Annotated in this window: 31 protein-coding genes; 11 read left to right on the forward strand and 20 right to left on the reverse strand. The window is 39.4% G+C overall.

Going from position 1 to position 25,545, the window contains the following annotated elements; translation table 11 throughout:
- Positions 1-3: 3 nt before the first annotated feature.
- From ABX891_RS11955 to ABX891_RS11995, 9 genes are read left to right on the forward strand one after another with little or no spacing between them, the layout of a single operon-like run.
- A complete protein-coding gene (locus tag ABX891_RS11955; protein WP_354630137.1) occupies positions 4-267 on the forward strand; it encodes a DNA translocase FtsK in 264 nt (87 codons plus the stop codon).
- Between the two features lie 10 nt (positions 268-277).
- Complete coding sequence (gene ssb / locus ABX891_RS11960; protein ID WP_354629602.1) at positions 278-913, forward strand: single-stranded DNA-binding protein; 636 nt, start codon at positions 278-280, stop codon at positions 911-913.
- A 10-nt stretch (positions 914-923) separates the two neighbouring features.
- Positions 924-1,556, forward strand: a complete 633-nt coding sequence (locus tag ABX891_RS11965) for an MT-A70 family methyltransferase (protein WP_354629603.1) — start codon at positions 924-926, stop codon at positions 1,554-1,556.
- Positions 1,556-1,801, forward strand: a complete 246-nt coding sequence (locus ABX891_RS11970; protein ID WP_354629604.1) for a hypothetical protein — start codon at positions 1,556-1,558, stop codon at positions 1,799-1,801. Before ABX891_RS11965 ends, ABX891_RS11970 begins: the two co-directional genes overlap by 1 nt.
- Complete coding sequence (locus ABX891_RS11975) at positions 1,798-2,214, forward strand: hypothetical protein (RefSeq protein ID WP_354629605.1); 417 nt, start codon at positions 1,798-1,800, stop codon at positions 2,212-2,214. The genes ABX891_RS11970 and ABX891_RS11975 overlap by 4 nt, the downstream gene beginning before the upstream one ends.
- Before the next feature lie 7 nt (positions 2,215-2,221).
- A complete protein-coding gene (locus ABX891_RS11980) occupies positions 2,222-2,458 on the forward strand; it encodes a hypothetical protein (protein WP_354629606.1) in 237 nt (78 codons plus the stop codon).
- A gap of 7 nt (positions 2,459-2,465) precedes the next feature.
- Positions 2,466-2,750: a hypothetical protein gene (locus tag ABX891_RS11985; protein WP_354629607.1), complete on the forward strand. Its 285-nt coding sequence runs from the start codon at positions 2,466-2,468 to the stop codon at positions 2,748-2,750.
- A 1-nt stretch (position 2,751) separates the two neighbouring features.
- Positions 2,752-3,624, forward strand: coding sequence for a hypothetical protein (locus ABX891_RS11990; RefSeq protein WP_290192455.1), 873 nt, complete (start codon positions 2,752-2,754; stop codon positions 3,622-3,624).
- Positions 3,621-3,824, forward strand: coding sequence for a helix-turn-helix transcriptional regulator (locus ABX891_RS11995; protein WP_290192456.1), 204 nt, complete (start codon positions 3,621-3,623; stop codon positions 3,822-3,824). Before ABX891_RS11990 ends, ABX891_RS11995 begins: the two co-directional genes overlap by 4 nt.
- On the opposite strand, the gene ABX891_RS12000 is transcribed toward ABX891_RS11995, so the two are convergent.
- The 11 genes from ABX891_RS12000 to ABX891_RS12050 all read right to left on the reverse strand — a co-directional run bounded on the left by ABX891_RS12000 (position 3,805) and on the right by ABX891_RS12050 (position 14,876).
- Complete coding sequence (locus ABX891_RS12000) at positions 3,805-5,004, reverse strand: tyrosine-type recombinase/integrase (protein WP_354629608.1); 1,200 nt, start codon at positions 5,002-5,004, stop codon at positions 3,805-3,807. The two genes, ABX891_RS11995 and ABX891_RS12000, sit on opposite strands and share 20 nt — an antisense overlap.
- A 404-nt stretch (positions 5,005-5,408) precedes the next feature.
- Complete coding sequence (locus ABX891_RS12005) at positions 5,409-6,146, reverse strand: RluA family pseudouridine synthase (protein WP_354629609.1); 738 nt, start codon at positions 6,144-6,146, stop codon at positions 5,409-5,411.
- Positions 6,147-6,150: 4 nt separating this feature from the next.
- Complete coding sequence (locus tag ABX891_RS12010) at positions 6,151-8,052, reverse strand: MFS transporter (RefSeq protein ID WP_354629610.1); 1,902 nt, start codon at positions 8,050-8,052, stop codon at positions 6,151-6,153.
- A gap of 133 nt (positions 8,053-8,185) precedes the next feature.
- Positions 8,186-8,794 carry a recombination mediator RecR gene (gene recR, locus ABX891_RS12015; RefSeq protein ID WP_002962308.1) on the reverse strand — a complete coding sequence of 203 codons (609 nt, stop codon included), beginning with the start codon at positions 8,792-8,794 and terminating at the stop codon, positions 8,186-8,188.
- Positions 8,795-8,801: 7 nt separating this feature from the next.
- Positions 8,802-9,128, reverse strand: a complete 327-nt coding sequence (locus ABX891_RS12020; protein WP_002962306.1) for a YbaB/EbfC family nucleoid-associated protein — start codon at positions 9,126-9,128, stop codon at positions 8,802-8,804.
- 60 nt (positions 9,129-9,188) lie between these two features.
- A complete protein-coding gene (gene dnaX, locus ABX891_RS12025; RefSeq protein WP_354629611.1) occupies positions 9,189-11,714 on the reverse strand; it encodes a DNA polymerase III subunit gamma/tau in 2,526 nt (841 codons plus the stop codon).
- Between the two features lie 3 nt (positions 11,715-11,717).
- Positions 11,718-12,263 (reverse strand): adenine phosphoribosyltransferase, encoded by a 546-nt coding sequence (gene apt, locus ABX891_RS12030; protein ID WP_002962303.1) that lies wholly within the window; start codon positions 12,261-12,263, stop codon positions 11,718-11,720.
- 171 nt (positions 12,264-12,434) lie between these two features.
- Entirely contained in the window at positions 12,435-12,557 is a 123-nt protein-coding gene (locus ABX891_RS12035; RefSeq protein ID WP_002962301.1) for a hypothetical protein, read from the reverse strand.
- 72 nt (positions 12,558-12,629) lie between these two features.
- Positions 12,630-13,382, reverse strand: coding sequence for an HvfC family RiPP maturation protein (locus ABX891_RS12040; RefSeq protein WP_354629612.1), 753 nt, complete (start codon positions 13,380-13,382; stop codon positions 12,630-12,632).
- 36 nt (positions 13,383-13,418) lie between these two features.
- Positions 13,419-14,276: an HvfB family MNIO-type RiPP peptide maturase gene (locus ABX891_RS12045; RefSeq protein ID WP_354629613.1), complete on the reverse strand. Its 858-nt coding sequence runs from the start codon at positions 14,274-14,276 to the stop codon at positions 13,419-13,421.
- Between the two features lie 66 nt (positions 14,277-14,342).
- The gene (locus ABX891_RS12050; protein ID WP_354629614.1) at positions 14,343-14,876 is read right to left on the reverse strand and encodes an HvfA family oxazolone/thioamide-modified RiPP metallophore; all 534 of its coding nucleotides are present in this window, start codon (positions 14,874-14,876) and stop codon (positions 14,343-14,345) included.
- Positions 14,877-15,100: 224 nt separating this feature from the next.
- Here ABX891_RS12050 and ABX891_RS12055 point away from each other — a divergent pair, with 224 nt between their 5' ends.
- Together ABX891_RS12055 and ABX891_RS12060 are read left to right on the forward strand one after the other, a co-directional pair.
- Positions 15,101-16,081, forward strand: coding sequence for a tRNA-dihydrouridine synthase (locus ABX891_RS12055; RefSeq protein ID WP_354629615.1), 981 nt, complete (start codon positions 15,101-15,103; stop codon positions 16,079-16,081).
- Between the two features lie 61 nt (positions 16,082-16,142).
- A complete protein-coding gene (locus tag ABX891_RS12060; RefSeq protein ID WP_024603666.1) occupies positions 16,143-16,469 on the forward strand; it encodes a TraR/DksA family transcriptional regulator in 327 nt (108 codons plus the stop codon).
- 16 nt (positions 16,470-16,485) lie between these two features.
- Here the strand turns inward: ABX891_RS12060 and ABX891_RS12065 are convergent, their stop codons facing one another.
- The 9 genes from ABX891_RS12065 to pyrC all read right to left on the reverse strand — a co-directional run bounded on the left by ABX891_RS12065 (position 16,486) and on the right by pyrC (position 25,326).
- Positions 16,486-17,529 carry a DUF885 domain-containing protein gene (locus ABX891_RS12065; protein ID WP_354629616.1) on the reverse strand — a complete coding sequence of 348 codons (1,044 nt, stop codon included), beginning with the start codon at positions 17,527-17,529 and terminating at the stop codon, positions 16,486-16,488.
- Between the two features lie 61 nt (positions 17,530-17,590).
- Positions 17,591-18,850 (reverse strand): tetratricopeptide repeat protein, encoded by a 1,260-nt coding sequence (locus ABX891_RS12070; RefSeq protein ID WP_165742765.1) that lies wholly within the window; start codon positions 18,848-18,850, stop codon positions 17,591-17,593.
- Positions 18,851-18,861: 11 nt separating this feature from the next.
- Positions 18,862-19,479 carry an energy transducer TonB gene (locus ABX891_RS12075; RefSeq protein WP_007583869.1) on the reverse strand — a complete coding sequence of 206 codons (618 nt, stop codon included), beginning with the start codon at positions 19,477-19,479 and terminating at the stop codon, positions 18,862-18,864.
- Positions 19,479-19,883, reverse strand: a complete 405-nt coding sequence (locus ABX891_RS12080; protein WP_354629617.1) for an ExbD/TolR family protein — start codon at positions 19,881-19,883, stop codon at positions 19,479-19,481. The genes ABX891_RS12075 and ABX891_RS12080 overlap by 1 nt, the downstream gene beginning before the upstream one ends.
- Before the next feature lie 14 nt (positions 19,884-19,897).
- Entirely contained in the window at positions 19,898-20,422 is a 525-nt protein-coding gene (locus tag ABX891_RS12085) for a MotA/TolQ/ExbB proton channel family protein (protein ID WP_002961709.1), read from the reverse strand.
- Positions 20,422-21,786, reverse strand: a complete 1,365-nt coding sequence (locus ABX891_RS12090) for a MotA/TolQ/ExbB proton channel family protein (protein WP_024606112.1) — start codon at positions 21,784-21,786, stop codon at positions 20,422-20,424. Before ABX891_RS12090 ends, ABX891_RS12085 begins: the two co-directional genes overlap by 1 nt.
- Before the next feature lie 6 nt (positions 21,787-21,792).
- Positions 21,793-22,563, reverse strand: a complete 771-nt coding sequence (locus ABX891_RS12095; RefSeq protein ID WP_024590812.1) for a DUF3450 domain-containing protein — start codon at positions 22,561-22,563, stop codon at positions 21,793-21,795.
- Between the two features lie 1,069 nt (positions 22,564-23,632).
- The gene (locus ABX891_RS12100; RefSeq protein WP_002961702.1) at positions 23,633-23,836 is read right to left on the reverse strand and encodes a cold-shock protein; all 204 of its coding nucleotides are present in this window, start codon (positions 23,834-23,836) and stop codon (positions 23,633-23,635) included.
- Between the two features lie 437 nt (positions 23,837-24,273).
- Positions 24,274-25,326: a dihydroorotase gene (gene pyrC, locus ABX891_RS12105; protein ID WP_024595527.1), complete on the reverse strand. Its 1,053-nt coding sequence runs from the start codon at positions 25,324-25,326 to the stop codon at positions 24,274-24,276.
- Positions 25,327-25,545 lie beyond the last annotated feature (219 nt).

Genomic DNA, 25,545 nt, shown 5'->3' on the forward strand with positions numbered 1-25,545 from the left:
GGTTTGAGTAGTAGCGAACAAGACGATGGGAACGAGTCATTAATTGCCGAACACAATGCAAAGCATAAAGACAGCAACGGCAATGACGCATTTTATGAAGAAGCAAAAGCGTTTGCCATAGAGCAAGGCCAGGTATCCATATCACGAACACAGCGCAAATTTAGAATAGGTTACAACCGCGCTGCGCGATTAATTGAGCAACTTGAAGATAACGGCATAGTTAGTGCGCCTGACTATAAAGGCCAGCGCACTGTTTTAATTAAATAAGGAGTAAATCATGGCTAGAGGTATAAATCGAGCAATTCTTATTGGCAACTTAGGCGAAGATCCTGATGTGCGTTACATGCCTAACGGCAATCCAGTAGCAAAAATCAGCCTTGCAACTAGTGACAGCTACAAGGATAAAAACACAGGCCAAATGGTAGACAAAACCGAATGGCACCGCGTTATTTTCTTTGGAAAATTAGCGGAAGTTGTGGGCGAATACTGCCGCAAAGGTTCACAAATTTACGTTGAGGGTAAATTACAAACTCGCAAGTGGACCGACCAGCAAGGGCAGGAAAAGTACACCACAGAGATTGTTGTTGATGGCTTCACAGGCCAAATGCAAATGCTTGGACAAAGACAGCAAGGCCAAGCTAACAACAATCAAGGCCAGCAAAACAGCCAAAGTAATAATTCTTACAACAATAGTAATAATAATTACCAAGGCAACAACCAAGGTCAAAACAAACAGCAACAAGGTGGTTTTGCCCCAAAGCAGAATCAAGGTGTTAGCAATAGCCAATACATGAGCGGCGGTCAACAAGGCGGCGCATCTAACCCTATGGGTCCAGGTGCTAACTTTGATGACGACGATATTCCGTTCGCGCCAATCGGCTTGCAATACCCCGCTTTATTAATGTGCATGTAAGGAAGTAACCATGTTTGAACAACTAAAGGGCCGAAAGTTTAATTTGATTTACGCAGATCCTGCTTGGCAGTTTGGCAATAAAAAAACAGGCGGAAGCATGACAAGCGGCGCAGCACACCACTACAAGTCAACAATGAGCGTAGACGAGCTAAAAGCTATGCCTATTGATGATATTGCGGCGGACGATTGCATATTGGTTATGTGGTACGTAGGTTCAATGCCACAAGAAGCCCTGGACGTTGTTAAGGCATGGGGCTTTACGCTTAAAAATATGAATGGCTTTGTATGGAACAAGCTAACTGTAAATAACAACCCGTTTTTTGGTATGGGCTTTTGGACTCGCGCCGGTAGCGAGTCGGCCATTATCGCAGTTAAGGGCAAGCCGAAAGTAGCAAGCCGTTCAGTGCGTGCGGTTGGATTTTACGAGCCGGAAAGTTTAGATGAAATTTTAAAGCACACCATTTTTAGCGGCACTTTTAAAATAGGTCAGCACAGTGAAAAGCCAAACGAGTTTAGAGAAGCTTGCGTTGAATTGGCCGGTGATGTGCCACGCATCGAGTTATTTTCTCGCAAGCGCGTTAAAGGCTGGGCTGTTTGGGGTAATGAAGTAGGCAAGCTTAATAAAAAGGCAAAAGCAGCCTAATGAAACCACAAGTTAAACGCAGAGCGCATACCTGGTATGCGCTTAAACCTAAATCGGAGCTAGCGAGCATGAGCAATAAGAGCAAAGTTATTTATCAGTGCAATGTGAATGGTGTTCTTGGTAAAGCGGGTAAGGCAATAGCGCTTTGCGGTAAACACAAAATAAAAGGCGGCTGTGGCGCGCATGGCAATACCAAGTGCGTGCATAAAGTGGCAACAAATGAAAGCAAGGTGACGACAGCATGAACAATGCAAAAATCAAAGCCCTAGCCCTACAGCATGGCTTTAAATTAAAAGAGCAAAAAGGCGGTGAAATGGATTTAAACGAATACGTTTATTCATTCGCCTGGGCTCTACTTCAAAGCGGTAAGCCTAACGTATCGCATAAAGACTACTTGGCTGATTTGTTAAAGGATGCCGCTAATTGTGTGCCGGAAAAAAGCGTAGGTTACCGTGTGACTATTTACGCTAATGATGTAAGCGCAGATGAACCACGTTTTCAGTGGGATTTTTTCAACGGTGTTGAGCGTAGCAATTTTGAGTGTCGCATACCGGACACACGCGAAGAATTAAACAAAGCCCTTAACAATGCCAAAGGCTGTATGAAGTCGGCTTGTTATAGAGCTATGAACCCTGACTTTGATAAAAAATTAGCATAGGTGATTTATGACTAAAGGTAAAATAATACTTACTTCTGCTGAAAAGCAATCTAAATGTAGCCGTGTTAAGCATGCTGAGGGCTTAATTTTACAGCTTCCAAAAGATCATGAAGGTAGAAATTCTTGGCTTTTAAACTACGGAACGGGGCATGAAGCAAAAAACATACGCAAGCGAGCAAGTGAAATAAGAAATTGTAAAATGCAATGGGACTTAACTACCGACTCCCTTGCTCCGGCTAGATAGGTGATTTATGAGCAATTACACATGCAGAAAATGCAAAGCTAAGCTAAGAGCAAATGAAGCATACGAATATCGAGGCGCTATTTCTTGTGAAGAACACTTTGATGAAGTTATTGAAATGCGGGACTTTGAGCGCAACCAAATAATTCAAGAAGAACACAGCAAAACCAAGATCTTTAAAGGCCTTGATCTAACAGATAGCGTTATAGGTAAAGCAAATCAAGCGCTTTTAAAACCACGCATTGAAGTGGCTAGTAAAGAAAGCCAGCGTCTAAAAAATTATGAGGACAGATAAAATGCAAGCATCACTACATTCAAGCGAGTTACTAACTAGCTTTATCCACTCTTACAATGAAGAACAGAAAGAAATTGAGCAACAAGAGCAAATCCACGCGATATACAAAGCTAACGTGCAAGATGAAATAGCTTTACTTAAATCTAAATTAGAAGCTGAAAAGCGTTTAACAACTAAGTTGAAAGAAGATATTAATCAAAACAATATCGATCTTAACAAAGCAGCTAAAGCGGTGGAAGATGGTCTTGTCATTGCAAAAAAACAAACTGCGCTAAAAAAAGAAGTCGAATCGCTGGAAATTAAGAACGCCAGATTGCACGAACAACTTAAAGCGGCACAAAAGAAAGTTGCCGAATTAAACCAGCTCAACCCTAAAAAGCTAAAAGAGCAAAGCAAGCGCCAAAAAGAAGCAAACGAAAAAGCGCAAACACGCGCTAAAAAACTGGAGGTTGACAATAAGAAATATCGCAATGAAAATCAAAAGCTTGAGATTGCGCTAGCTAAGGCTGTTAGCACTGTTGTCGAGCTAAGGAATGACCTAGATCGCAGTTGCGGCACTGGCCTTTACCACAATGGCGAACACCATTTAACTATATGGCCACAAGCTATAAAAATAGAGCGTGAAGATGGCTCACACTTTGAAGGTCGCACACTTCTCTACTTGCACCAAAGCGGTAGAGGCGGACTGATCGCGCAAGACTCAGATATGAACGCGCACTTATGTTCAGCACCAAAAGGCGGGTTAAGGCCAAACAAAGCAACACTTGAGTTTGCTAGCAATTGGCTAACACAAGTAAACACAGTGCAAAGCGGCAATATAACAGATGCAGATATGCTACCAGTTAATTTCAACTCTCAAGAAGGTGATTTATGAGTTTACCAACAAGCCAGTACCTAGCAACAAAAGACGTAGCCGCGCTGTTCGGTGTTAAATCTAAAACTATTTTAGAATGGGAAAAAGACGGTAAATTCCCGCCGGCAACAATCATTGGAAAGCCTAAGCGCTGGGACACTGAAATAGTTGAGCAGCATCGCCAAGCGCTTAGAGATCAAACTACCCGCCTTTCAGCATGACAACCCAACGGTTAACCCACTCCGTTAAACCTTCTAACATTGGCGATTTGTTATATATCGCCAATACCCCTTTCATCTTATGCCCTAGTAGTTTCTCAGTGAACTGCAAAGGGCATCCCGCATCAGTTAAGTGTGTTGATATAGTCCGCCTTAAATCGTGCATTCTGAACGGCGCAACACCTTCAATAGACTCGTAACAAGGCTTAGATATTTGGCTCACGCTTGAACCGCTAGCGGGATGATCCCCATCACGGTTAGGAAACATATAAACGAACGCCGGCGACTGAGCTTTTAAATATTCCAGGTCTTTAATAAGATCATCCGGTATGGGCCTAATAATAGAGTGCAAAGCCCCTTTGGTGTTTTCTCTTTGCGTAGTGAAAAGTTTATTATCTAAATCAAAGTCTGTTTTTTTCGCGCTGCATAGCTCGCTTATACGACAACCAAACACCATTGCACAACGTAAAAGAACTTTGTTTCTATCAGTTATATTTAGTAAATCTATGTTTGACCAAATTAATTGACACTCTTTAAGTGATAAAAAGTGCTCACGCGAAGCATAATCGCTAGCGAAGTCGCTTGGCCTTAATGCTTCAAATTGCGAGTTACTAATAAAGCCCTGGCGAATGCAAAAACGAAATATCGATCTAATCTCAATAATCGCAGTAAAAGCAAAGCCCTTACCTCTACCCTTTTCGATTGATACATCACTCATCGACTTAAAGAACGCTGTAAAATGCGTTTTATCCATTAGTGATACATATTGATTGCCCCAAGTGTCATTTATACATGATCTTATTCTTGTGCTTATACCTTCCGGGTTATCTCGCTTAGGCAGACAATAGTTTTCAAACCAATAATCAAAGCAATTATAAATAGTTGGGTTTTCGATAAATTCAGCTTCAACCGATTTTATTGCCGCCATGTTTCTAGGATCTAAATTTTTATCTACTAACGACATTTGTGCTGCGCATTCTTCGCGTGCTTGTGCAAGTGTCATTGCTGGGTAGGTGCCTAATTTATACCTAACTTGCTTACCGTTAATTCGATAGCGTATTTGAAATGAGATCTTTCCCCTTGGGGAGATCCTAAGCGATAGGTTATCGCCGTCTGTTATTTCAGGCTTACCGGTATACTCTTTACCGTTTAAGCTCTTTAGTTTAGCTGCTGTAATGTTCATTGAGGCTCCGACTCTGAGTACCAAATGTGACCAAAAAAAGGGTCAACTTTAAAATGGTACACAACTTAGGACACAAAAGTCACCAATAATAGCGGCTTACAAAGGTTGTTAGCGGTAGATAGAGGGCATTAAAAACGGTGTAAGTTGTTGTTTTTTAGATGATAAAGGTCGTTATAGGAGGATAAAAATATATAGCGGAATATAACTAAAGGCAATGAATCATTAAGTTTAATAATTGTTTTACTTCTGTTTGAAAGCCTAATGTTTCTTTTTGTGCTGCAGTCATTTATATATCTCCAATTTGCAAAGTGTCTGCGTTATGCACTTAATATGGGGTGAGGTGTTAGAACTTCAAGGGAAAAATTTAAAAAAGGTGAAACGAAAACAAAGAACCATTAATTTGTTTAAAACGAATGCGGGCAGTTAATATGGATTCTCTCGCCGCTGCTGGGGTGCTCAAAATATAAATCGCTTGCATGTAATTGTAACCGCCCTGCCATATGTTCACTTTGCGCACTTTTATATAAATCACAGCCTAAAATTGGATGCCCTATAAACTGGCTGTGTATCCTTAATTGGTGAGTACGCCCAGTAATAGGTGTAAATTGCACTAAGGTTCTGCACGGCTGCCTGAGCCGCTCAAGTACTTTATATTCACTCACCGCTGTTTTACCTGTCGATTGGCAAATTTTAACACGCGGAAAAAGCAGTTTATCTTTTGCAATTGGCGCAGTAATTTGCCCTTCATCAACAGCCAAGCATCCCTCTAACATGGCAACATAACGCTTTTGAATAGTGCGTGCCTGAAATTGCTTATTAAGGTGCTTTGACGCAATCGCGTTTAATCCAACAATCATAATGCCCGATGTGCCCAAATCTAGCCGATGCGGTAACTTAGCCTCTGCGAATGCAGCTGTTAAGCCCTTTTGACCATTTACTAAGCGGTAATGCACTGAGTCCCAATTAAGCGGATTTTTACCTGATAAGCTTAATAGTCCACTGGGTTTATTGATCAGTAAAATATCGTCATCTTGATATAATATTTCAATAAACCCGTCGCACTTAGGGGCTACAAAATCATCAATTATAAGGGGTTGTTCTGAAGGTGTTTGCGATGTTGAGTTAGCCATTAAGTTAATCATTAAATTAGTCACTATCTTTTGAATGAAGCGCTTTTAAAGCCAATACTTTTTCACGTAAATCATCTGCTACTACTTTATCAGCAGCAATCGGGGCACCGACTGCAACCGACACCAAAGACCATTTTAATCGAGGTAATTGCCATTTAGCTTTACGGCTAAACATGCTGCCCCATAAACCACCTAAGTGCACAGGAATAACGGGCACAGGTGAGCGCTCAATAATGCGCTCGATTCCACGGCGAAAAATATCCACTGTTCCGTCACTGGTTAGTTTTCCTTCAGGGAAAATACCAACAAGTTCGCCTTTATTAAGCGCAGCAGCTACTTCGTCAAAGGCTTTTTTAAACGCTTCTGGATTGGTTTTTTCACTGTTAATGGGAATAGCCTTAGCCATTTTAAATAACCAATGTAGGGCCGGCGAATAATAAATAGGGGCAAATACCATAAACCGGATAGGCCTTGGTGATGCGGCTAAAATAAACATCCAATCAACAAAGCTGACATGATTACACACGACAACCGCAGCGCCTGCATCAGGTATATTACTTTCACCTTTTGTACGCACTCTGTACATACAAATAGCTAAAATATATATAATAAATCGTAAAAAGAACTCTGGTACTTTGGTATAAATATAAACAGAGATAAGTAAGTTTAGCCCAGCAAGTAACAGTAGCAACTCTGAAATACTCCACTGAAAAACAGACAGCGTTACAATACTTAAAACAGCACTGCCCACCATAAACAGTGCATTTAATACATTGTTAGCCGCTATAACTCGTGAGCGACTCGACTCTTCAGTACGCTGTTGAATAAGCGCATACAGCGGTACAGTGTAAAAACCAGAGCCAATACCAATGCCTGCCATCCATACAAAGTGCCACACCATATCGCCTGTTTTTAATAGCTCCTGAAGCGTCATTAACTCAGGGTGTTGAGGTAAATAAGAGCTAATGGCTGGCTCTTGGCTCAGTAAGTATAAAAACAAGGTAATTAAGATAGCGCCAAAAGGCACAATTCCTAATTCTATTCGAGAGCGGGAAAGCTTTTCACACAGTAACGAACCAATAGCAATACTTAGTGAAAACACAACAAGTGCGCTAGTTACAACCAGTTCATCGCCACCCATTGTGTGTTTTACATAATTTGGTAGGGACGTTAAAACGATGGCGCCAATTAACCAAAACCAACTGATCCCGAGGACTGATTTACCAACCGATTCTGTTTGCGAATTAAGTGCTGAAAATACGTTTTTTGTCGATGAAAATATATTATAGGTAAATTTTAAGTTAGGCTCGTTTGCTTCACTAGTGGGTATAAAGCGACTGCTCACATAACCCATCACGGCCAAGACTAATACTGCAATACTTATAAGCGTAGGCCCTACTGATTGAGTAATATAATAAGTGCCAAAAATTGTACCCATTAGTATCGCCACAAACGTGCCTGATTCAACCAAACCATTCGCTTTTGTTAATTCATTAGGTGCTACGTGCTGCGGTAAAATAGAATATTTTAATGGACCAAAAAACGCACTTTGCACGCCCATTAAAAATACGGTGGCTAACATTAGCCACACATACTGCGTTAAAATAGAAACTGCCCCAACAACCATAATAGGGATTTCACATAGTTTTACGATTCTGATTAGTTTGGATTTTTCTGTTTTTTCTGCAAGCTGCCCTGCCATCCCTGAAAATAAAAAGAACGGAAGAATAAATAACCCAGCAGCAATATTTGAATAAAGTGCGCCATCTGCAAGCGTTGCAGCCTGAAATATCAATAGAATAAGCACTGATTGCTTATACACGTTATCGTTTATCGCTGAGAAAAACTGCGTAATAAAAAGCGGTAAAAAACGCTTACTACCGAGTAATGCACCTTGATAGGGTTGGTTATCTTTCATTGTATTCCTTACTAATTAGAGACATAGCCCAAAAATAAATTAGATTGTTTTTAAGCTTACCTTAAAAACGAAAAAGCCTACATGATTTAATCATGTAGGCTTTGGTAATTTGTTTTCAAATAGTGACTTAGAGCTAGTCTTGAGTAACTAGGCGCCTGCCGCTAAAGGCATGCATAAGTGTTCTACCATCTACTAAATCAAGCTCACCTCCCACAGGAATACCATGGGCAATACGTGAAGCGCCTACTTTGTATTTATGACAAAGCTGAGCAATATAATGTGCGGTAGTATCGCCTTCAACGGTAGGGTTAGTCGCTAAAATAACCTCATTAATATCGCCTTGAGCAAGCTTTTGCTCTAAAACATCTAAGCCAATCTCTTTAGGACCAATACCGTCAATTGGCGATAAGTGACCCATTAATACGAAGTATAGACCTAAATACTGACCTGTTTGCTCGATGGCAAGTACGTCAGTAGGCGATTCAACAACACATAATATACCGCTGTCTTGGCGTTTTGTACTTAAACAAATATCGCACTGAGCTTGTTCGCAAAAAGTACGACAAGACTGACAGTGCCCTATGGCGGTCATTGCTTTAGTGAGTGCATTGCCCAGCTGAGTGCCTCCCTTTCGGTCGCGCTCAAGCAGGTGAAAAGCAATACGTTGCGCTGACTTTGGACCAATGCCCGGTTGACAGCGCAGTGCTTCTATAAGCTGATTTAAACTATCTGAAAGTTGCATTATTGACTTAAAACGGCATTTTCATACCTGGTGGTAATTGCATACCGCCAGTTACTTTACCCATACGCTCTTGTGTTTCTTCTGCAACACGGCGAACAGCATCGTTACATGCTGCTGCAAGTAAGTCTTCAATCATGTCTTTGTCGTCTTCCATCAAGCTTTCATCAAGCTGAACACGACGTACATTGTGGTTACCAAGCATAGTTACTTTAACTAAACCTGCACCGGCTTCACCAACAACTTCAAGAGTTGCGATTTCGTCTTGGGCTTTTTGCATGCGATCTTGCATTTGCTGCGCTTGCTTCATCATGTTGCCCATTCCACCTTTAAACATAACTTTCTCTCTTTCTTTTAATACATTAATTAACATGAACATAAGGGCGATTGTAAGTAATTACAATGCCTGAATACTGTTTTCGTCAATTTCGGCGCTAAATACTTGCTGAAATTGTACTATGTTTTCATCCGATGTGATCACATCGATTGCTTGTTGATGACGTCCTGCATCTATTTTTTGCTGAATAAGATAAGGAGAATCAATAACTCCCTTAGCAAAATTAATACTTAACGACACGTTATGCTCATAAATACTCGACAATGCGGCATCTAATCTTTGGCGAAGCATCGGTGTATCTAAATGCTTTTGTGATTCATCAACGTCTATATGTAAGCTGTTGCCTTGCTTGGTAAATATTGAATGCAACGCAAATTGGCGCATACGACCACCCAGTCCCATACGTTTAATTAAATAAGCCCATTCATCTTGTTGATGTGCAAATCTAATTTCACTAATTGGACTTTGAAAATCATCAGGCACGGGAATGCTAATTTCCTCGGGCGCTGCTTCAGGTACTTTTTGAGGGTTTATTTGCTCAAGTAGCTCTGGCGCTAGATTTTCGGTAATTGTTTGATGCTTTTCTTTAAAATCAACTTTTCGTGCTGGTTTTGTATTAGCGTGACCATGTGCCTGGCTTTCGCTCCCTGTTAGTGGGAGCTCATGCTTTTTTTCACTTGCACCTGCACTATCATTTACCCAAGGTGGGGGATCGCTAGGTGCTACGTTTGTAACGCTGTTGAGCTCGTTTGTATTTTCAGCGGTGCTATCTTGGTTAACACTTTGAGCTTTAGGCATTCTTGGCTGGTGTTCAGGCTTTTTAGCGGGCGCTTGGTTTGGCTGCGCTGCTACATTATTTGCAGAGGTGCTTGTACTCTTGCTTGATAACCTACCCGCACCGGATATGTTTCTGTCACGTAAAATACGAGCAATGGCAGATTGCGCCTGCGCTTCTTGTTCAGCTATTGGCGTACTTGCATTGTGATTTGTTAAGGGCTCTGGTGAAAACTCTGAGTTTGCAGTAGGTGCAGGGTTAAAACCCTGATCTACAGCGCTACTCATTATATCGTCAAATTGCGAGGCCAGCGTTTGTTCAGCATCACTATGGAGCATATAAGCTTCATCTTCACTTTGTCGCTGGGCTTGAGCATCTGAAACAACATTGGTTTGTGGTTGCTCTTTAGCTAAAGCCTGTTGCTTTGAAGCGTTTTCACTTTGTTGAACTGGTTGCTCTACTGCAACTTGGACAGGCTCATTATTACTTTGCACGACTTCATTATTTGATGACTGAGCGGCAGGGTTAGCTGAAGGCTCTATCTCAACGGTTTTAGGCTGCTCTGCATTGCTAACTGGCTTAATATTATTTACTGGAGCACTGCTTTGGCCAGCTACGGTGTTTTGCGATGTTTTATTTTTATTTAATATATCTCGCAGTGCATTTGCGCGGCCTTGTTTATTTGGGGCCGGCACTTCGTTTGCTGTGTGTACAGTTTGTTGCACATCTGAAGGCTTAAATGCTAATAATCTTAGCATTATCATTTCAAAACCTAAGCGAGGCTCTGGTGCCCATTGTAAATCTTTTTTACCATTTAACAGTAACTGATAATAAATTTGAATTTGTTGTGGGCTCGTATGTTGTGCAACATGAGCAATATAATCTACATTTTTTTCATCTAGCCCTGCCGCTTCAGGTACTAACTGGGTTAGTTGTGTCAAATGCGTAAGTGCAATTAAATCATCAAGCAATGCCACATAATTAGGATTACGACTTGCCACCTGCGCAATCTCATCCATTAACGCAGCGCCATCTTGTGCAAGTAATGCTGCAAGCAAGCTTTGGCTATAATGAGTATCCATTAAACCAAGCATTGTTTGTACTGCTTGATTATTAATATCACCATTTGTTTGCGCAATAGCTTGGTCGGTTAAGCTAAGTGCATCACGCATACTGCCATCAGCGGCTTTTGAAATAATGCTAAGTGCATCGGTATCAAAGCTAAGCTGCTCTTGAGTAAGTACGTGTTCAAGCTGTGTTTTAATTTCACTTTGCGACAAGGCATTTAAGTTAAATTGTAGACAGCGAGATAAAATAGTAACTGGTAATTTTTGAGGATCGGTGGTCGCCAATAAAAATTTCACATGCTCTGGTGGCTCTTCAAGCGTTTTTAAAAGCGCATTAAAGCTGTGCTTAGAAAGCATGTGAACTTCATCGATTAGGTATACTTTATAACGTCCACGAGTTGGTGCATATTGAACGTTATCAAGTATTTCGCGAGTGTCTTCTACTTTTGTACGAGAAGCCGCATCTATTTCGAGTAGGTCAATGTAGCGCCCTGCTTCTATATCCAAACAGCTGCTACATTGTCCACACGGATTTGCAGATATACCTTCATCGCAATTTAAGCTTTTAGCAAAAATACGTGCAATGGTGGTTTTACCTACACCGCGGGTTCCAGTGAATAAATAAGCGTGATGCAGTCTATTTTGCGTAAGCGCATTTACAAGCGCTTGCTTAACATGAGACTGCCCAACCAATTCATGAAAGGTTTGAGGACGCCATTTTCTCGCTAGAACCTGATAACTCATCGATTACTCGCCTTCGAATTCAACCAATTTTAGGATTTTAATACCCATTTTTTTGATGCGCTGCTCGCCACCAAGTTCTGGTAGTGATACAACAAATGCTGCATCTGTGGCTTCGCCACCTAGTTTATTAACTAACTTAGCAGTGGCTTCAATTGTGCCACCAGTTGCTAATAAGTCATCAACTAGTAATACTTTGTCGCCAGGTACAATTGCATCTACATGCAGTTCTAGCGTGTCTTCACCGTACTCAAGTAAGTAATCTTGGCGAATAACTTCGCGTGGTAACTTACCTGGTTTACGTACTGGAATAAACGGAATGCCTAACGCGTAAGACAATGGCGCACCAAAAATAAAACCACGTGATTCTGTGCCTATGATTTTAGTAAAGCCCTGATCTTTATATTCTGCGATAAACGCGTCAATAGTTGCTTTAAAGGCTTCTGGATTTGCCATTAAAGTGGTTACATCGCGAAACATAATGCCCGCTTTTGGATAATCAGCAATTGTAGTTATGCTGTTTTTGATAATTGCTGGTGTTACTTGAGTCATAATTTTAACTGCTCAATTGTTTATATTACAAAGCAGGTGATTATAACCTTAACTAACCTTTAATTGCGAGTTTGGCGTTATTATAAAAGAAGTATTAAATATGGACGGGGTAATTAAAATAAAGTGGTTCAAGGCTGAAGTTAGCAACAGCCTTAATACACGCTATACATTTTACGTTAAGCTAGTGATCCAGCCTAATATTGCATTTAAACAACCAATCCCTGCAAATACAGCTAAAAAAGCAAGAAAGTAAGTAGCGTTGAACGGATCTTTAAAGTCTTTATCATCTGACATTGGTACAACCTTTTATTAAGCACGGCAAATAAGGCTGCCATAATAGACGATGTAAAATCATCAATAAAGACCTTAGTCTTGATTTTTTGTCACAATTACCCCTCGTTCAACCATAGCATTAAGAGTAACCAGTGCACCTTGAGTAATTTGCTCTGCATTAAATTGTGGTGCATGAGCTAATACCTGTTGGCAGACGTTGTCAAATGTCGCGCCTTCGCTTGCCTCTATGATTGACAATAGCAAAGCTGTCATCGCATTCGTAGCCAGAAATTGAACGTCATCATCTTCATCTCTATATACAACAAAATAATTAAGCTGAGGTGATGGCTCTTTTGGTTTAAAGCGATTGCTAATATTTTGAACCGGAAATTGATAACTTAAATTTCTTGCCGTTTTCGATAAATATAAAGCTGAACTAGTGAGCGCTGTTGTTTGTAATTTTTTCTCTTGCTCATCTTCGTGTGCAATGGATACATCTAGCTCTACCCATTCATAATGGGCAAGCTCTAGCATAAACACGGGATCGTATTTTTTCATTTTATAATCACTTGATAAGTAATTAATAAACTCCCCTGCTATGTCTAAAAAGTACGGCGAATGACAATCATATTCGCTAAAAAACTGGCGTACGAGGGCTTGCCATTGCTTCTGGGTATATAACGTTTTTAATACCGGAAAACCTGATGATATAAAACCTTCAATGTTATTAAAAAATAGGTCGCGATAAATAGCCATACGCCTGTCTTCGATACCGCTGGGCTTTTTATTTTTTTGAGGCTCGCGAATATGCGCCATAAATTCGTTTTGTATTTCAATAAAGCTCATAACTAGGCACTCTTTTAATGTTGATAAAGGCTTATATTAAGCTCGTTGTTTTGAAACAGTTGAATCAAAGTGTTTAGCCTGTAGATCATGAATTATATCTAACTCTTTGGTTAAAACATTCATGGTAGGAATATTAAAATCGCGCTCAAGCAAGGTTGGAAATACGCCATGCACTTCGTATGCTTTATCGAGTAGCTCCCAAACAGGATCAATCACATCAGCGCCATGTGTATCAACAATTAAGTCATCAGCCTCATTATAATGGCCAGCAACATGCCCATAGGCTATACGATTAGAAGGTAACCCAGTTAAAAATGCTTGCGCGTTGTAGCCATGATTTATCGAATTAACATAAATGTTATTCACATCAAGTAAAAGTTTGCAGTCAGCTTGCTCTAAAATAATATTCGTAAATTCAAGTTCTGATAATTGCTGTCCAGGCGCGCCATAATAGGAAACATTTTCTATCGCAATTTGCTGCTCTAGTATGTCTTGAACTTGTTTAATACGAGGAACAACATGTGCTATAGCATCTTGTGTAAATGGAATGGGCATTAAGTCATACATATGCCCTGTACCCGAACAGTAACTTAAGTGCTCACTAAAAATTTTTATATTGTGCTCTTCAAAAAACACTTTTAAAGACTTAACAAATTCAACATCAAGAGGTTCGGGAGAACCGATAGACAGTGATAATCCATGACACACAAAATTATTTGCATCTGTTAATGTTCTAAATTGCTTTTTAAAGCGTCCACCTAGTTTTAACCAGTTCTCTGGCGCAACTTCCAAAAAATCTACTTGATTAGGTACGTGTTCAAGCAGTTCATCAAGCATTTCTCGTCGTAGGCCAAGGCCCACCATCCCAAAATCTTTACTTTGAGTTTGTGTCATAACTACCTCTAACTTATCAAAAAGGGCCTTAAGGCCCTTTTAGCATAACTTATTTAGAATAAGATATTAACGACCGCCACATTTACCTTCGCCGCACTTACCTTCTTTTTTAGTTTTTTTAGCATCGCCGCCGCATTTACCTTCACCACACTTACCTTCTGTTTTAGCTTTTGCATCTTTTGCGTCGCCGCCACATTTACCTTCACCACACTTGCCTTCTGTTTTAGCTTTTGCATCTTTTGCATCACCGCCACATTTACCTTCACCACACTTGCCTTCTGTTTTAGCTTTTGCATCTTTTGCATCACCGCCACATTTACCTTCGCCACACTTACCTTCTGTTTTAGCTTTTGCATCTTTTGCATCGCCGCCACATTTACCTTCGCCGCACTTACCTTCTGCTTTAGCTTTTGCATCTTTAGCATCGCCGCCACATTTACCTTCACCACACTTACCTTCTTTAGCGTCTAGTTGGCAACCTGTCACTAATTGTTGAAACTCAAATGGGTTGGCTTGTACATCTGCAGATACAAAGCTTCCAGAGCCAACAACTACTGCACCTAAAGTTAACGCGATTGTATTTTTTTTAACTGTATTCATTTTGTGACTCTCTTTAATCAAGTATTGTAAATCTCAGCAATAAAAATGTATTTTAAATTGCTTGTATGCTTAGTAGACCCGTACAAAAATAAAAACTTTCATTTATTTTCATAATATTTACTTTTGCGGTTTCTACATTAAATATGGTTGGTAATTACAGATTTATCAATGTGTGATTTACAGGTAAACTATGCGTCCAGTTTTTTATCAAAATTAATCACCTTATGAAACTTGTTTTAGCACCTATGGAAGGTGTCGTTGATTTTAAAATGCGCCAATTACTCACAGACATTGGTGGGTTCGATTTGTGCGTTACCGAGTTTGTAAGAGTGGTTGAAACATGCTTACCTGATAAAGTTTTTCATCGATTTTGCCCTGAACTACATAATAATGGATTTACGCGAGCAGGTACTCCTGTGCGTGTTCAATTACTCGGTCAAGAAGCAAATCCGTTAGCCGAAAATGCAATAAGAGCAATCGCATTAGGGTCCCATGGGGTCGACCTAAATTTTGGTTGCCCAGCAAAAACAGTTAATCGTAGCCGAGGGGGGGCTGTACTGCTTAAAGACCCTGACCATATGTATACGATTATTAAAGCAGTCCGAGATGCTGTAGATGATGAACATGAAGTAAGTGCAAAAATTCGCTTAGGCTTTGATGATGACAGTAACAGCCAAGAAATTGTTGATGCTGTGGTAAGTGCAGGTGTAAATAGTGTAGCTATTCACGCCAGAACCAAACGAGATGGTTATAACCCGCCAGCTTATTGGGAAAAAATTCCACCAATAATAAAAGGTAAGAATATTGCCGTTGTTGCCAATGGTGAAATTTGGCAAGTAGAGGACGCAATGCTTTGTCAAAAACGAAGTGGGTGCACTGATTTAATGCTTGGTCGTGGCGCCCTTTCGCACCCTGATTTAGCAAAAAAAATTAAAGCTCATGTAAATAATGAGCAATATGATAGCCTTGAGTGGGAGCATATTATTTATCACTTAATTCACTCAGCTATTCATCAAGACCCCGCGAAGGATGAAAAATACTTTGCTTCACGTACTAAACAATGGCTTGGTTATCTAAAACGCCAGTACCCGCAAGCTATCGATTTGTTTGACGAAATCAGACGTTTAAAAAGTAAAGAAGATGTGGCGAGCGTATTAAATAAATATGCCAAAGCACCTCAACTTGATTCAAATCATAACGACTAACTTAAAGACTCTAGATAATATCAGTATAACGTAAAGCCCATTTAATAAGGTTGTACTGATAATGCATCATCAAAAAAGACTTAACGATGAAATAGCACAAGTTAAATTAAATATATTAACCATGCTTTCTAAATCAGCTTACCCTGCACATCACCATTTAATACAAATTTTAGCTGATACAGCAAATAATGAATGGTTAGACTGCGCAGCAGAGAAGTTAGGCCCTGAGTATGCACTTTTGATCAGTCGCATGACCAAACTAGAAGCCGCACTAAGTCAAATAGAAATTGGCCAGTATGGCTACTGCTGTGATTGTGAAGAAAAAATATCAGCTAAGTCACTTGAACTAGACCCCGCAACTCAACGATGTACAAAGTGCGCACAATAAGCGCACTTTCAAATCATTATATAATGTGTTGTATAAAGCTAAATGATTGCCCTGGGTAGAGAATTATATCTTCAACCAAGTACTGGGCCTCTTCTGGACTCATTTGTAGGCGCTTTATAAGGTTTACCTTTGCTTGAGGCAAAGTCCACGCATGGTAGTGAATACCTATATCTGATTCCATCATCGCAAGCATCAATGTTTTATCTTTATTAGACATATCCATAGCGCTCGCCATTACAGGTAAGTCTTGATAGTTAGCCTGCCAATCTAAGCCTTCTATTAATTTTTCATCAGATAAATACTGAACTAAAAACGATTTTTGGTGAGAAGTTGGCAGCTTATTGTCGAATGTAACACGATCTAATACTTTTATTTTTTCGTTTAAAAGAGTAACCCATTCTAACGGTGAATGTACTTCGCCACTAAAGTAATTAAGTTTGCTCTGATACCACTGAGTGCCATTTGGCAGACCTCTTAGACCCACACTTCCTCTTGGTTTATAACTAGCTAAATAATCGCTAAAAGCTCTTATATGGCTTTTAAGCGCTGGTTGAACATGGTTACTTGCTATCGCACTTAATACATAGCTTTGTAACAATGTAAGTTCAACCTTGTTCAGCTTTAAATTGCTTTGTTGAGCACTGTCTAGGGTATCTTGGGTTAACTTGAGCCAAGTAATAACATTATCCGGTGTGTTTTTTGAGCCTTCAAAAGCGAGCATGTTTTCTAAAACATTTACTTGGGCTGGCCAATTAAAGTAGCGTTCAGGGAAACGCTCTGCAATTACCAAATAGTTTACTTGCGCAATTTGATTTAGATTAAGCTCCATACCCATTAGGCTCTGATAAATAGTATGGCGTTTTGTTAAGTAAGCATCAGAGAAAACCAATTGATCTTTTTCAATGTTATTGCCTTTAGTAGCACCTGTTTGTACAAGCGCCATGTTTAAAGCTTTTAAAGCGACTTGTGCGTCCTCAAACGACTCATAAGGTTGAGGCTGCTTTGAACATGCAGCTAAAAATAGGCACAGTAGTGATGATAAAAAGAGCTTTTTATACATAGTAGTTCCAATAAAAAAAGCCCCAGAGGGGCTTTTTATAAGTTGCTTAAGCTAATTAAAATTAAATTTTAACACCGTTGCGAGCGGCTTTATCTTTAATATATGTAGACCAACCTTTTGCAAACTTACGTGTGCGAGGGTCATCCATAGCTTTAGTAATTGCAGCATATGCTTGCTTATACTTACCTTGGTAGTAATACGCTTCAGCTAAATCTGAATAAATTGTGCCTTTTTTGTCAGAGCCAAGCTCTAATGCTTTGTTCAAGCGAACAATAGCAGCACTGAATTTTTCAGATTGTAAAAGTAATGAACCAGCTTTGCGGTAAAGCTCAGCGTCGTCATCAAATTTAGCAGCATCTTCGTAGTACTTAGCAGCTTTTTCTAAATCTTTAGAACGATGGTAATTACTCGCAATCGCGCTAACATTCTGCTTTGTACGTTTTACTTTTTCACTCTTAATGGCCTTTTCTAGCGTTACAGCTGCTTTATAAGGGATCTCATTTAGAGAGTAAAAGTTAGATAAGACTTTATACTCAACTTCATTTTCAAAGTAACCATTCTTGTATGCAACTTCCATAGTTGCTAAACCTTTAGAATAATCTTCAGTTTGTAGGTAATACTTACCTAAGCTAACCCAAGCTTTTTTATCATCAGGCCATACACGAACAATTTCTTCGCCAATTTTAACCATGTTTGCATAATCTTTAAGCTCAAAGTATGCGCCAAGTTTTAATTGGTAAGGGCCTTTGTTAGGCTCTTTTTGAAGTTTTATTGCCTTATCTGCTGGTTCAAAAACATCACGGTATTGCTCTAACTGATAGTTAGCTTGAGCAATACGTGTATAAACCGTAGGGTCCTCTTCACCGGTAAAGTCCATCCAAGCTACATATGCTTTTTTAGCTTCTTGGAACTTTTCTGTACCAGCGTATAAGTCACCTAACAACTTAAGAGTTTGTTCTTGATCAGCAAAGTTTAAAACATCAGGTGCAACGGCTTGCTTAGAGTACTTGATCGCTTCGTCATACTTTTCTTTTTGAGCGTACATGCTACCTAAGTAACGATTTACGGTCGCTTTATCAAAGTCATTCGAAGGCTCGATTTCTCTAAGCAAAACAATTGCTTCATCAACTTTTTCTTCGTTGTACAAATCAAATGCTTTAATTACTTTTTTACCAGTACGCTCGCCCATGATTTTAGTTTTTGCTTTTTTACGCTCTTCAATCTTTGCGTAATCCGGCGCTGCTAAAACAGATGCACTTAAAGTAGCACCCGACACAGACATAAGAATTGCAAGAGCAGTTACTTTAGAAAAATTTCTCATTACTCGCCTCCTTAATTGCCTTGGTTAAGTTTAAAGTCTAATTGAACTTGTAAACCTGGTTGTTTCTGTGGTTTTCCGTCAATGATCTTAGGACGGTACTTCCACTTACGCAGTGCACGTTTAGCTTCACGGTCAAAGATACGTTTCGGATCTGCGTCAATTACTTCAACGTCAGTTACTCCACCTAGCTCATCAATTGTGAATGAAAGTTGAACCCAACCTTCTTTACCATCACGTGCTGCTTGCGTTGGATATTTTGGTTCTATACGAACGATAGGTGTCGCATCACCATCTCGTCCAAATGCACCAGGACCACTTAGTCCACCTGCCGAACTACCAACATCAATGCTTCCCATATTAAATGACATAGCACCAGGATTTGGATTATTATTTTCCGGCTGTGGCGGCTGCGGTTTAGGCGGCTGCTTTGGCGGTGGCGGAGGAGGAGGCGGTACACGCTTCCTCTCCTGCACCTTAGATTCAGGCGGATTCGTCATTATTTCGACTATGATCTGCTCTTTTTGTTCCGTATTACGGTCAGCCCCACCAGAGATGAGGAATGCCATGAAGTAGAACAAGCCGAAAGTAACTGCCCCACCTGCAATCAGTGAAAACAGAAAACGAATCATTACTGATCTCCAGCTATTGAAATTCTCAGGTTATCACCCGTCGCTTTAATCTGGTCCATAACTTTAACCACTACGCCGTGTTTTGCTTCTTTATCAGCTTGCAAAATTACAACTTCAGTAGGTTGTTCTGCTAATAAACTTTCGATTTTTGCTGAAATACGTTCAACATCAATTTGTTGTTTATCAACCCAGATTTCGCCGTTACTACGAATAGCAATAAAAATGTTAGCATTTTTTTGCTTAGTAGCTTGGGCAGCTTTTGGTTTATTGACCTCGATACCAGCCTCTTTAACGAACGATGTAGTTACGATAAAGAAAATAAGCATGATAAATACGATGTCAAGCATTGGCGTCATATCAACCGCTGCTTCTTCTTCTTCACGAAAACGTTGTTTACGTGCCATATTTAATTCTCTCTCTAGTGATGAGGCATACTATCAATAAGTTTGGCTTTCACCATTTTAGCTTTTGTCTCAAGACGTGAGCTAAAAAATACTCCAGATAGTGCCGCAACCATTCCAGCCATTGTTGGGATTGTTGCCATTGAAATACCTGATGCCATTAAACGTGCGTTACCTGTGCCCTGGTTGGCCATGGTTTCAAAAACCGAGATCATACCAGTAACAGTACCAAGTAAGCCTATTAAAGGACAAACAGCTACTAATGTCTTAATCAACAACATACGCTGATCTAATTTTTCAGACGCTTCAGAAATCCATGCTTCACGGATTCTGTGTGCGTACCAAGACGTAGTGTCTTGGCGGGCATCCCACTTTGCTACAATTTCTTTCGCTGTGCGAGGAAATTCTGCAAGTAGGAACCAATAGCGCTCAATCATTAAAACCCACATAAGAAAGAGTGCTATCGCGACCACGTATAAAACCTGGCCGCCTGTGCCAACAAAATCCCTGATAGATTCCCATATCTCCATCAGGACTAGCATTAGGCTTTCTCCTTCTCCGCGTGAGTAGCAACGATACCCGCGCTTTGCTCATCAAGGATGTGTAATACCGACTTACTACGACCAGCTACAAGAGCATGAAGTAGAATTAGTGGTAATGCAGCAATTAGACCTAGCGCTGTAGTTACAAGTGCTAGAGAGATGTTACCTGCCATGATCTTCGGATCACCCGTACCGAACAATGTGATTGTTTGGAACGTTAAGATCATACCGATTACTGTACCTAGTAGACCTAGTAACGGTGCGATTGCAGCAAGAATCTTAATTATGTTGATACCAGCTTCGATGCGCGGCGTTTCACGTAGAATCGCTTCATCAAGTTTAAGCTCAAGGTTTTCAACATCTTGGTTCTTGTTGTCATGGTACACTTTAAGAATACGACCCAGTGGGTTATTTGTATTCGGTGTAGCAACATTTTTAAGCTGGCTCTTAATCTTACTAGTAGTAAGTGTAAGGTCAACAAAGCGAATTAGAGTAATTAGCATACCTAAAGCTAGTAAAGCTGTAATGATATAACCAACTACGCCACCTTGATGGAAGTATTCCATAAGTGTCGCTTTTTGAGTGTTGATACGTAAGATAGCACCACGAGTCGGATCGATATAAACACCAGCGTAGTTATCTGGTGATGTATTTTCAAGATCAGTGATACCGTCTAAAATATAGCTATCAGGCTGTTTACCTAGAGGCTGAATAGACTTAGTTTCTGGTGAATAAATTAAGTAACCATCGTCTGTAACTAAGTTAAAGTTACCGATACGCGTTACTTTCTTCATTGACGGGTTACCGTCAAGACCAGCAACTTCAGTTTCAAAAGTTGAAACTTTAGCTGATTCAGTCATTTCTGTTTGAAGTGAAATCCAAAGTTCTTCAAGTTCACGAACAGTTGGAAGTTCTTTAGCAGCTGCTAACGAACGTAAGATTTCTGCACGGCCAGGTTTCTCAGCACTAACTAGTGATGCTTCGATAGAACCGATAGCGTCTTGAGCTGCACGACGTACAACACCAAACATCTCACCCAAAGTACCTTGAGCACTTTGAAGAGCTGCTTCTTTTTCAGCTAACGTGTTTTCATTTTGTGCATATTGCTTAGTTAAGCTTTCACCACGAGACTTCTCAGAAGCAAGTTGGCTTTTAGCTTTGTTAAGTAATGCTTGCTTGTCAGCACGTTCTGATAAGAACTCTTGCTCACGTTGCTTATTGATTTTACCTTCAGAGATACGCTCTTGCTTTACTTGCTCAAGAATTTTATCTAGAGCTCCAGTATTTGCATGTGCATTAAGCGCGGTACCTGCAGAAACAGTTAGTACTGCTGCAACAGCAAAACCTTTAAATAGTTTCTTCATTATTGATTACTCCGCGCCAAAGATAGGTAGTTTAACAAGTTCTAATGTCGCTTGCTTACGCGCCATACGAATAACTTCTTTAACAGGTTTTAGGTATTCTTCGCCTAATTCTTTCCACTGTTTAGTGTTGTTATCCCACACCCAAGCATGTTTCAAGTCAAAAGACTGAGCAACGTAAGTGATACGACCTAACTGACCGATATCAACGTTAATGCTTTTACCATCAACTTCTAGAGTACCTTGTGAAGCAGATACAAGAGAGCTGTATGCTGTTTCAATAGTGTAAGCTTCAAGTACTTGACGGAATTTTTCAGACGTCGTTACAGACGCAGAAACCATGATCTCACGTAGTCTTTCAACACGTCCTAAACGCGTTTCAAGATTAAATGGAACGTCCGCTTTGATGAATTGCTCAAGCGTATCGATCATGCGATACATCAAAGGCACAACGTTTTGTTTAGTGTTATCAATAGTCGCGATTTGACGATCAAACGATTCAATTGAAGCGTTTTGGCTATCAACCAAGCGCGACACGTGATCGTTATACACTTTCATAAGTTCAGTCTCATCAACAACGCTACGGTACTCAGCGATTAGCTCCTGAGTTTGACCATATACATTGTCAATTTTAGTTTGAGACTTAACCGCAGCCTTTTGAATTTGTTGACCTGCTTTTTGCACGTCATTCAAAGGATCTGCAATCACATTGCTGCTTGCAAATGCAAATGCGCCAACCAACGCAGTTGCTACAAGACTCTTTCTGATTTTAACAGACATAGTTCCCAACCAATTAAGTAATGTTACTTTTATAATTTAATTATCCTCCGAGGAGAACAACCCTGATATCTTTTAATAGATATCAACCTTTCAATAATGCTAAATGCAATTAGCGCTGTCAACTTGATGTTTACTAATCTCAGTAAATAAATAGCTAAGTTAATGCTTAAACGAAAGTACCAGCCCACAACAGTTAACATTATTGCAACGAAGCTTTTTCTTAATATTTCTATTAAAGCCTTTTAAGGGGTGTATTTATTCGCATTGCACTGACATAAAACAACATTATTGCAACATTTAGCTAAAGCTGAATTCGCACTGAAAAAAAACTAAAAAAAATATAAATTGATATAACAAAAGTTATTTTTTACACGATTTTATCGTGTTTTATCACCTCAGTTACACTTCATCTGAAAAAACAAACCATTTGTCGCACAAAAAAACAACACTGGATAATATTTAATATCGGATACTCACGCTTTATATACGTTACTTTTAAAACTATTTTAAAACATGTTTTTCCATAAATAGTAATAATAAACTCAACAATGCATTTCTTTTAGCAGCATAAAAGCTTTTGATAATTAAACAGGTTGTATTTACCGCTTTAAAGTATTCTTTAATACTATTTTAACGTTAAGGTTAATTCAGTAATTAAGTTAATCATGAAGAGTTACCCTACTTTATTAGTAATACACTATAAATGAAGCTTTACGTTCACATAATAAAGTAATAGAAGCACCTAGAAGCCCTTATCAATGAGTAGCCTTCGTCACACAGAGTAAGCTTGAAACAGAATTTGCATGGATTGATATTGAGCATCGATTTTATTTAAGCTGGTATCAGGCCCATTGAATAAATTCTTATGAATGGTTTTTAAAAGTATTAGAGGATTGTTTTGTCCGTTAGATTATTAGTTGTTTAGCTTTGCAAAGATAGAATGTTTGAGTAGTTTTTTAAGTTTAAAAAAAGGAGAATTTGAGGTATGAAATAAATAGATTTAAGGAAGGGGAATTATGGTGAAACAGAAACCTGCTTCACCAAGATGAACTAGAGTTCACATAATAAATTATGCTGCTTCTACGTTCTCAGCTTCAGGGCCTTTTTGACCTTGTTTGATGCTGAATGTCACTGCTTGACCTTCGCTAAGAGTGCGAAAACCAGAACCAGTGATTGCGCTGAAATGTACAAACACGTCAGGACCATTTTCTTGTTCAATGAAACCAAAGCCTTTAGCTTCGTTGAAAAACTTTACTTTACCAGTAACCGACATACTAAATTTTCCTGTAAGTCAATAATTAAAATTCAGCCATATTATTATGGCAATATCCTCCCTGAGTCAATGCTCAAAAATATGGAGGTACAGTACAGGAACAAGTAATAACCTAACCGGTAACCTTAAACGCAGCACAATATCCGTAAATTCAATACATAAAAACTCAAAGCAAGGTAAGATTAACACATTATATTTTTTTTCGCTCTATTAATTAGGAATTATTTCTTAAAAATATAAATTTGTTTTAAATCGCCTTTAACTGACTAATTTACAAGCAAAAACTATAAGTGTTATTGTAATATTTATTGCTGTAAGCGAGATCAAAAGCCACCTACAACCACCCTGTCATCGAATTACGCCTCAATAATATCAAAAGCACAAACAAAAAAGCCGCATTAAAAATTAAGCGGCTTTAGATTTAAATATATTATTGGTTATTCGACAGACCAATCCATTGTATTTTCAGCTTTTATAGGCACAACTTCAGAGTCGCCCAATGTATAACTTGCAGGTACTTTCCACGGCTTTCTTTGTAATGTAATTGTATCTGTATTACGCGGCAATTCGTAAAAATCAGGGCCAAAGTGGCTTGCAAACCCTTCAAGCATGTCCAAAGCTCCTGCATCCTCAAATGCTTCAGCATATAATTCAATAGCGGCATGAGCCGTGTATGCACCAGCACACCCACAAGCAGCTTCTTTTTTATCTTTATAATGTGGTGCAGAGTCAGTTCCTAAAAAGAATTTTTTATTTCCACTTATTGCTGCAGCCATTAATGCTTGCTGGTGAATGTTACGCTTGAGAATTGGTAAACAGTAATAATGTGGGCGAATTCCACCCGCTAACATATGATTGCGGTTATAAAGCAAATGATGCGCTGTAATTGTTGCCGCTACATTGCTAGGTGCATTAACAACAAACTCTACTGCATCTTTAGTCGTAATATGCTCGAGTACAATTTTAAGCTCAGGAAAGTCATTTACTACATCTCCTAAAATTGTATCCAGAAATACTTTTTCACGGTCAAAAATATCAATCGACGAATCTGTCACTTCCCCATGCACTAACAGCAACATGCCTACTTCTTGCATTGCTTTTAAAACTGGATAAATATTTTTTACTGATGTAACACCCGAGTCAGAATTAGTGGTAGCGCCAGCAGGGTAAAGCTTAGCTGCTACTATTTTACCTGTCGCTTTAGCTTTTATTATTTCATCTGGTGTAGTTTTATCCGTGAGATACAAAACCATTAATGGCTCAAAGTTGCCTTGTGGATTTGCAGACATAATGCGTTCTCTGTACGACAATGCCGTATCTGTGCACGTTGCTGGCGGAACAAGGTTTGGCATAACAATAGCGCGGCCCATGTATCTGCTAATATCGCGTACAGTGTCTTTTAACTGGTCACCATCACGTAAATGTACATGCCAGTCATCAGGGCGAGTGATAGTAAGGGTTGTTACAGAGTTTGTATTATTACTTGTCATTACTTTGTTCCACGGCTGAATTTATCCGATCATAGGCATATGATGTTTTCGAGTAAAGATTTTATTAAAAATAAAGTTTTTATATGGATAAAATTACTGAGGTACTATTTAAAGCACAATGAGCAAATTCAATGTTATTAGCTTATTGTAATGATTTATGATTAATTAAAACTCGCTATATTAAAACTTTACAGTGTATGAAACCACTCATCGCTTTAA

The organism is Pseudoalteromonas sp. NCIMB 1079 (genome assembly GCF_040567695.1).
Lineage (GTDB): Bacteria > Pseudomonadota > Gammaproteobacteria > Enterobacterales > Alteromonadaceae > Pseudoalteromonas > Pseudoalteromonas distincta.

Bases quoted from the DNA above. Each gene is read 5' to 3' on its own strand.
- ssb (WP_354629602.1), top strand. From the start codon at position 278: ATGGCTAGAGGTATAAATCGAGCAATTCTTATTGGCAACTTAGGCGAA.
- ABX891_RS11965 (WP_354629603.1), top strand. From the start codon at position 924: ATGTTTGAACAACTAAAGGGCCGAAAGTTTAATTTGATTTACGCAGAT.
- ABX891_RS11970 (WP_354629604.1), top strand. From the start codon at position 1,556: ATGAAACCACAAGTTAAACGCAGAGCGCATACCTGGTATGCGCTTAAA.
- ABX891_RS11975 (WP_354629605.1), top strand. From the start codon at position 1,798: ATGAACAATGCAAAAATCAAAGCCCTAGCCCTACAGCATGGCTTTAAA.
- ABX891_RS11980 (WP_354629606.1), top strand. From the start codon at position 2,222: ATGACTAAAGGTAAAATAATACTTACTTCTGCTGAAAAGCAATCTAAA.
- ABX891_RS11985 (WP_354629607.1), top strand. From the start codon at position 2,466: ATGAGCAATTACACATGCAGAAAATGCAAAGCTAAGCTAAGAGCAAAT.
- ABX891_RS11990 (WP_290192455.1), top strand. From the start codon at position 2,752: ATGCAAGCATCACTACATTCAAGCGAGTTACTAACTAGCTTTATCCAC.
- ABX891_RS11995 (WP_290192456.1), top strand. From the start codon at position 3,621: ATGAGTTTACCAACAAGCCAGTACCTAGCAACAAAAGACGTAGCCGCG.
- ABX891_RS12000 (WP_354629608.1), bottom strand. From the start codon at position 5,004: ATGAACATTACAGCAGCTAAACTAAAGAGCTTAAACGGTAAAGAGTAT.
- ABX891_RS12005 (WP_354629609.1), bottom strand. From the start codon at position 6,146: ATGATTAACTTAATGGCTAACTCAACATCGCAAACACCTTCAGAACAA.
- ABX891_RS12010 (WP_354629610.1), bottom strand. From the start codon at position 8,052: ATGAAAGATAACCAACCCTATCAAGGTGCATTACTCGGTAGTAAGCGT.
- recR (WP_002962308.1), bottom strand. From the start codon at position 8,794: ATGCAACTTTCAGATAGTTTAAATCAGCTTATAGAAGCACTGCGCTGT.
- ABX891_RS12020 (WP_002962306.1), bottom strand. From the start codon at position 9,128: ATGTTTAAAGGTGGAATGGGCAACATGATGAAGCAAGCGCAGCAAATG.
- dnaX (WP_354629611.1), bottom strand. From the start codon at position 11,714: ATGAGTTATCAGGTTCTAGCGAGAAAATGGCGTCCTCAAACCTTTCAT.
- apt (WP_002962303.1), bottom strand. From the start codon at position 12,263: ATGACTCAAGTAACACCAGCAATTATCAAAAACAGCATAACTACAATT.
- ABX891_RS12035 (WP_002962301.1), bottom strand. From the start codon at position 12,557: ATGTCAGATGATAAAGACTTTAAAGATCCGTTCAACGCTACTTACTTT.
- ABX891_RS12040 (WP_354629612.1), bottom strand. From the start codon at position 13,382: ATGAGCTTTATTGAAATACAAAACGAATTTATGGCGCATATTCGCGAG.
- ABX891_RS12045 (WP_354629613.1), bottom strand. From the start codon at position 14,276: ATGACACAAACTCAAAGTAAAGATTTTGGGATGGTGGGCCTTGGCCTA.
- ABX891_RS12050 (WP_354629614.1), bottom strand. From the start codon at position 14,876: ATGAATACAGTTAAAAAAAATACAATCGCGTTAACTTTAGGTGCAGTA.
- ABX891_RS12055 (WP_354629615.1), top strand. From the start codon at position 15,101: ATGAAACTTGTTTTAGCACCTATGGAAGGTGTCGTTGATTTTAAAATG.
- ABX891_RS12060 (WP_024603666.1), top strand. From the start codon at position 16,143: ATGCATCATCAAAAAAGACTTAACGATGAAATAGCACAAGTTAAATTA.
- ABX891_RS12065 (WP_354629616.1), bottom strand. From the start codon at position 17,529: ATGTATAAAAAGCTCTTTTTATCATCACTACTGTGCCTATTTTTAGCT.
- ABX891_RS12070 (WP_165742765.1), bottom strand. From the start codon at position 18,850: ATGAGAAATTTTTCTAAAGTAACTGCTCTTGCAATTCTTATGTCTGTG.
- ABX891_RS12075 (WP_007583869.1), bottom strand. From the start codon at position 19,479: ATGATTCGTTTTCTGTTTTCACTGATTGCAGGTGGGGCAGTTACTTTC.
- ABX891_RS12080 (WP_354629617.1), bottom strand. From the start codon at position 19,883: ATGGCACGTAAACAACGTTTTCGTGAAGAAGAAGAAGCAGCGGTTGAT.
- ABX891_RS12085 (WP_002961709.1), bottom strand. From the start codon at position 20,422: ATGCTAGTCCTGATGGAGATATGGGAATCTATCAGGGATTTTGTTGGC.
- ABX891_RS12090 (WP_024606112.1), bottom strand. From the start codon at position 21,786: ATGAAGAAACTATTTAAAGGTTTTGCTGTTGCAGCAGTACTAACTGTT.
- ABX891_RS12095 (WP_024590812.1), bottom strand. From the start codon at position 22,563: ATGTCTGTTAAAATCAGAAAGAGTCTTGTAGCAACTGCGTTGGTTGGC.
- ABX891_RS12100 (WP_002961702.1), bottom strand. From the start codon at position 23,836: ATGTCGGTTACTGGTAAAGTAAAGTTTTTCAACGAAGCTAAAGGCTTT.
- pyrC (WP_024595527.1), bottom strand. From the start codon at position 25,326: ATGACAAGTAATAATACAAACTCTGTAACAACCCTTACTATCACTCGC.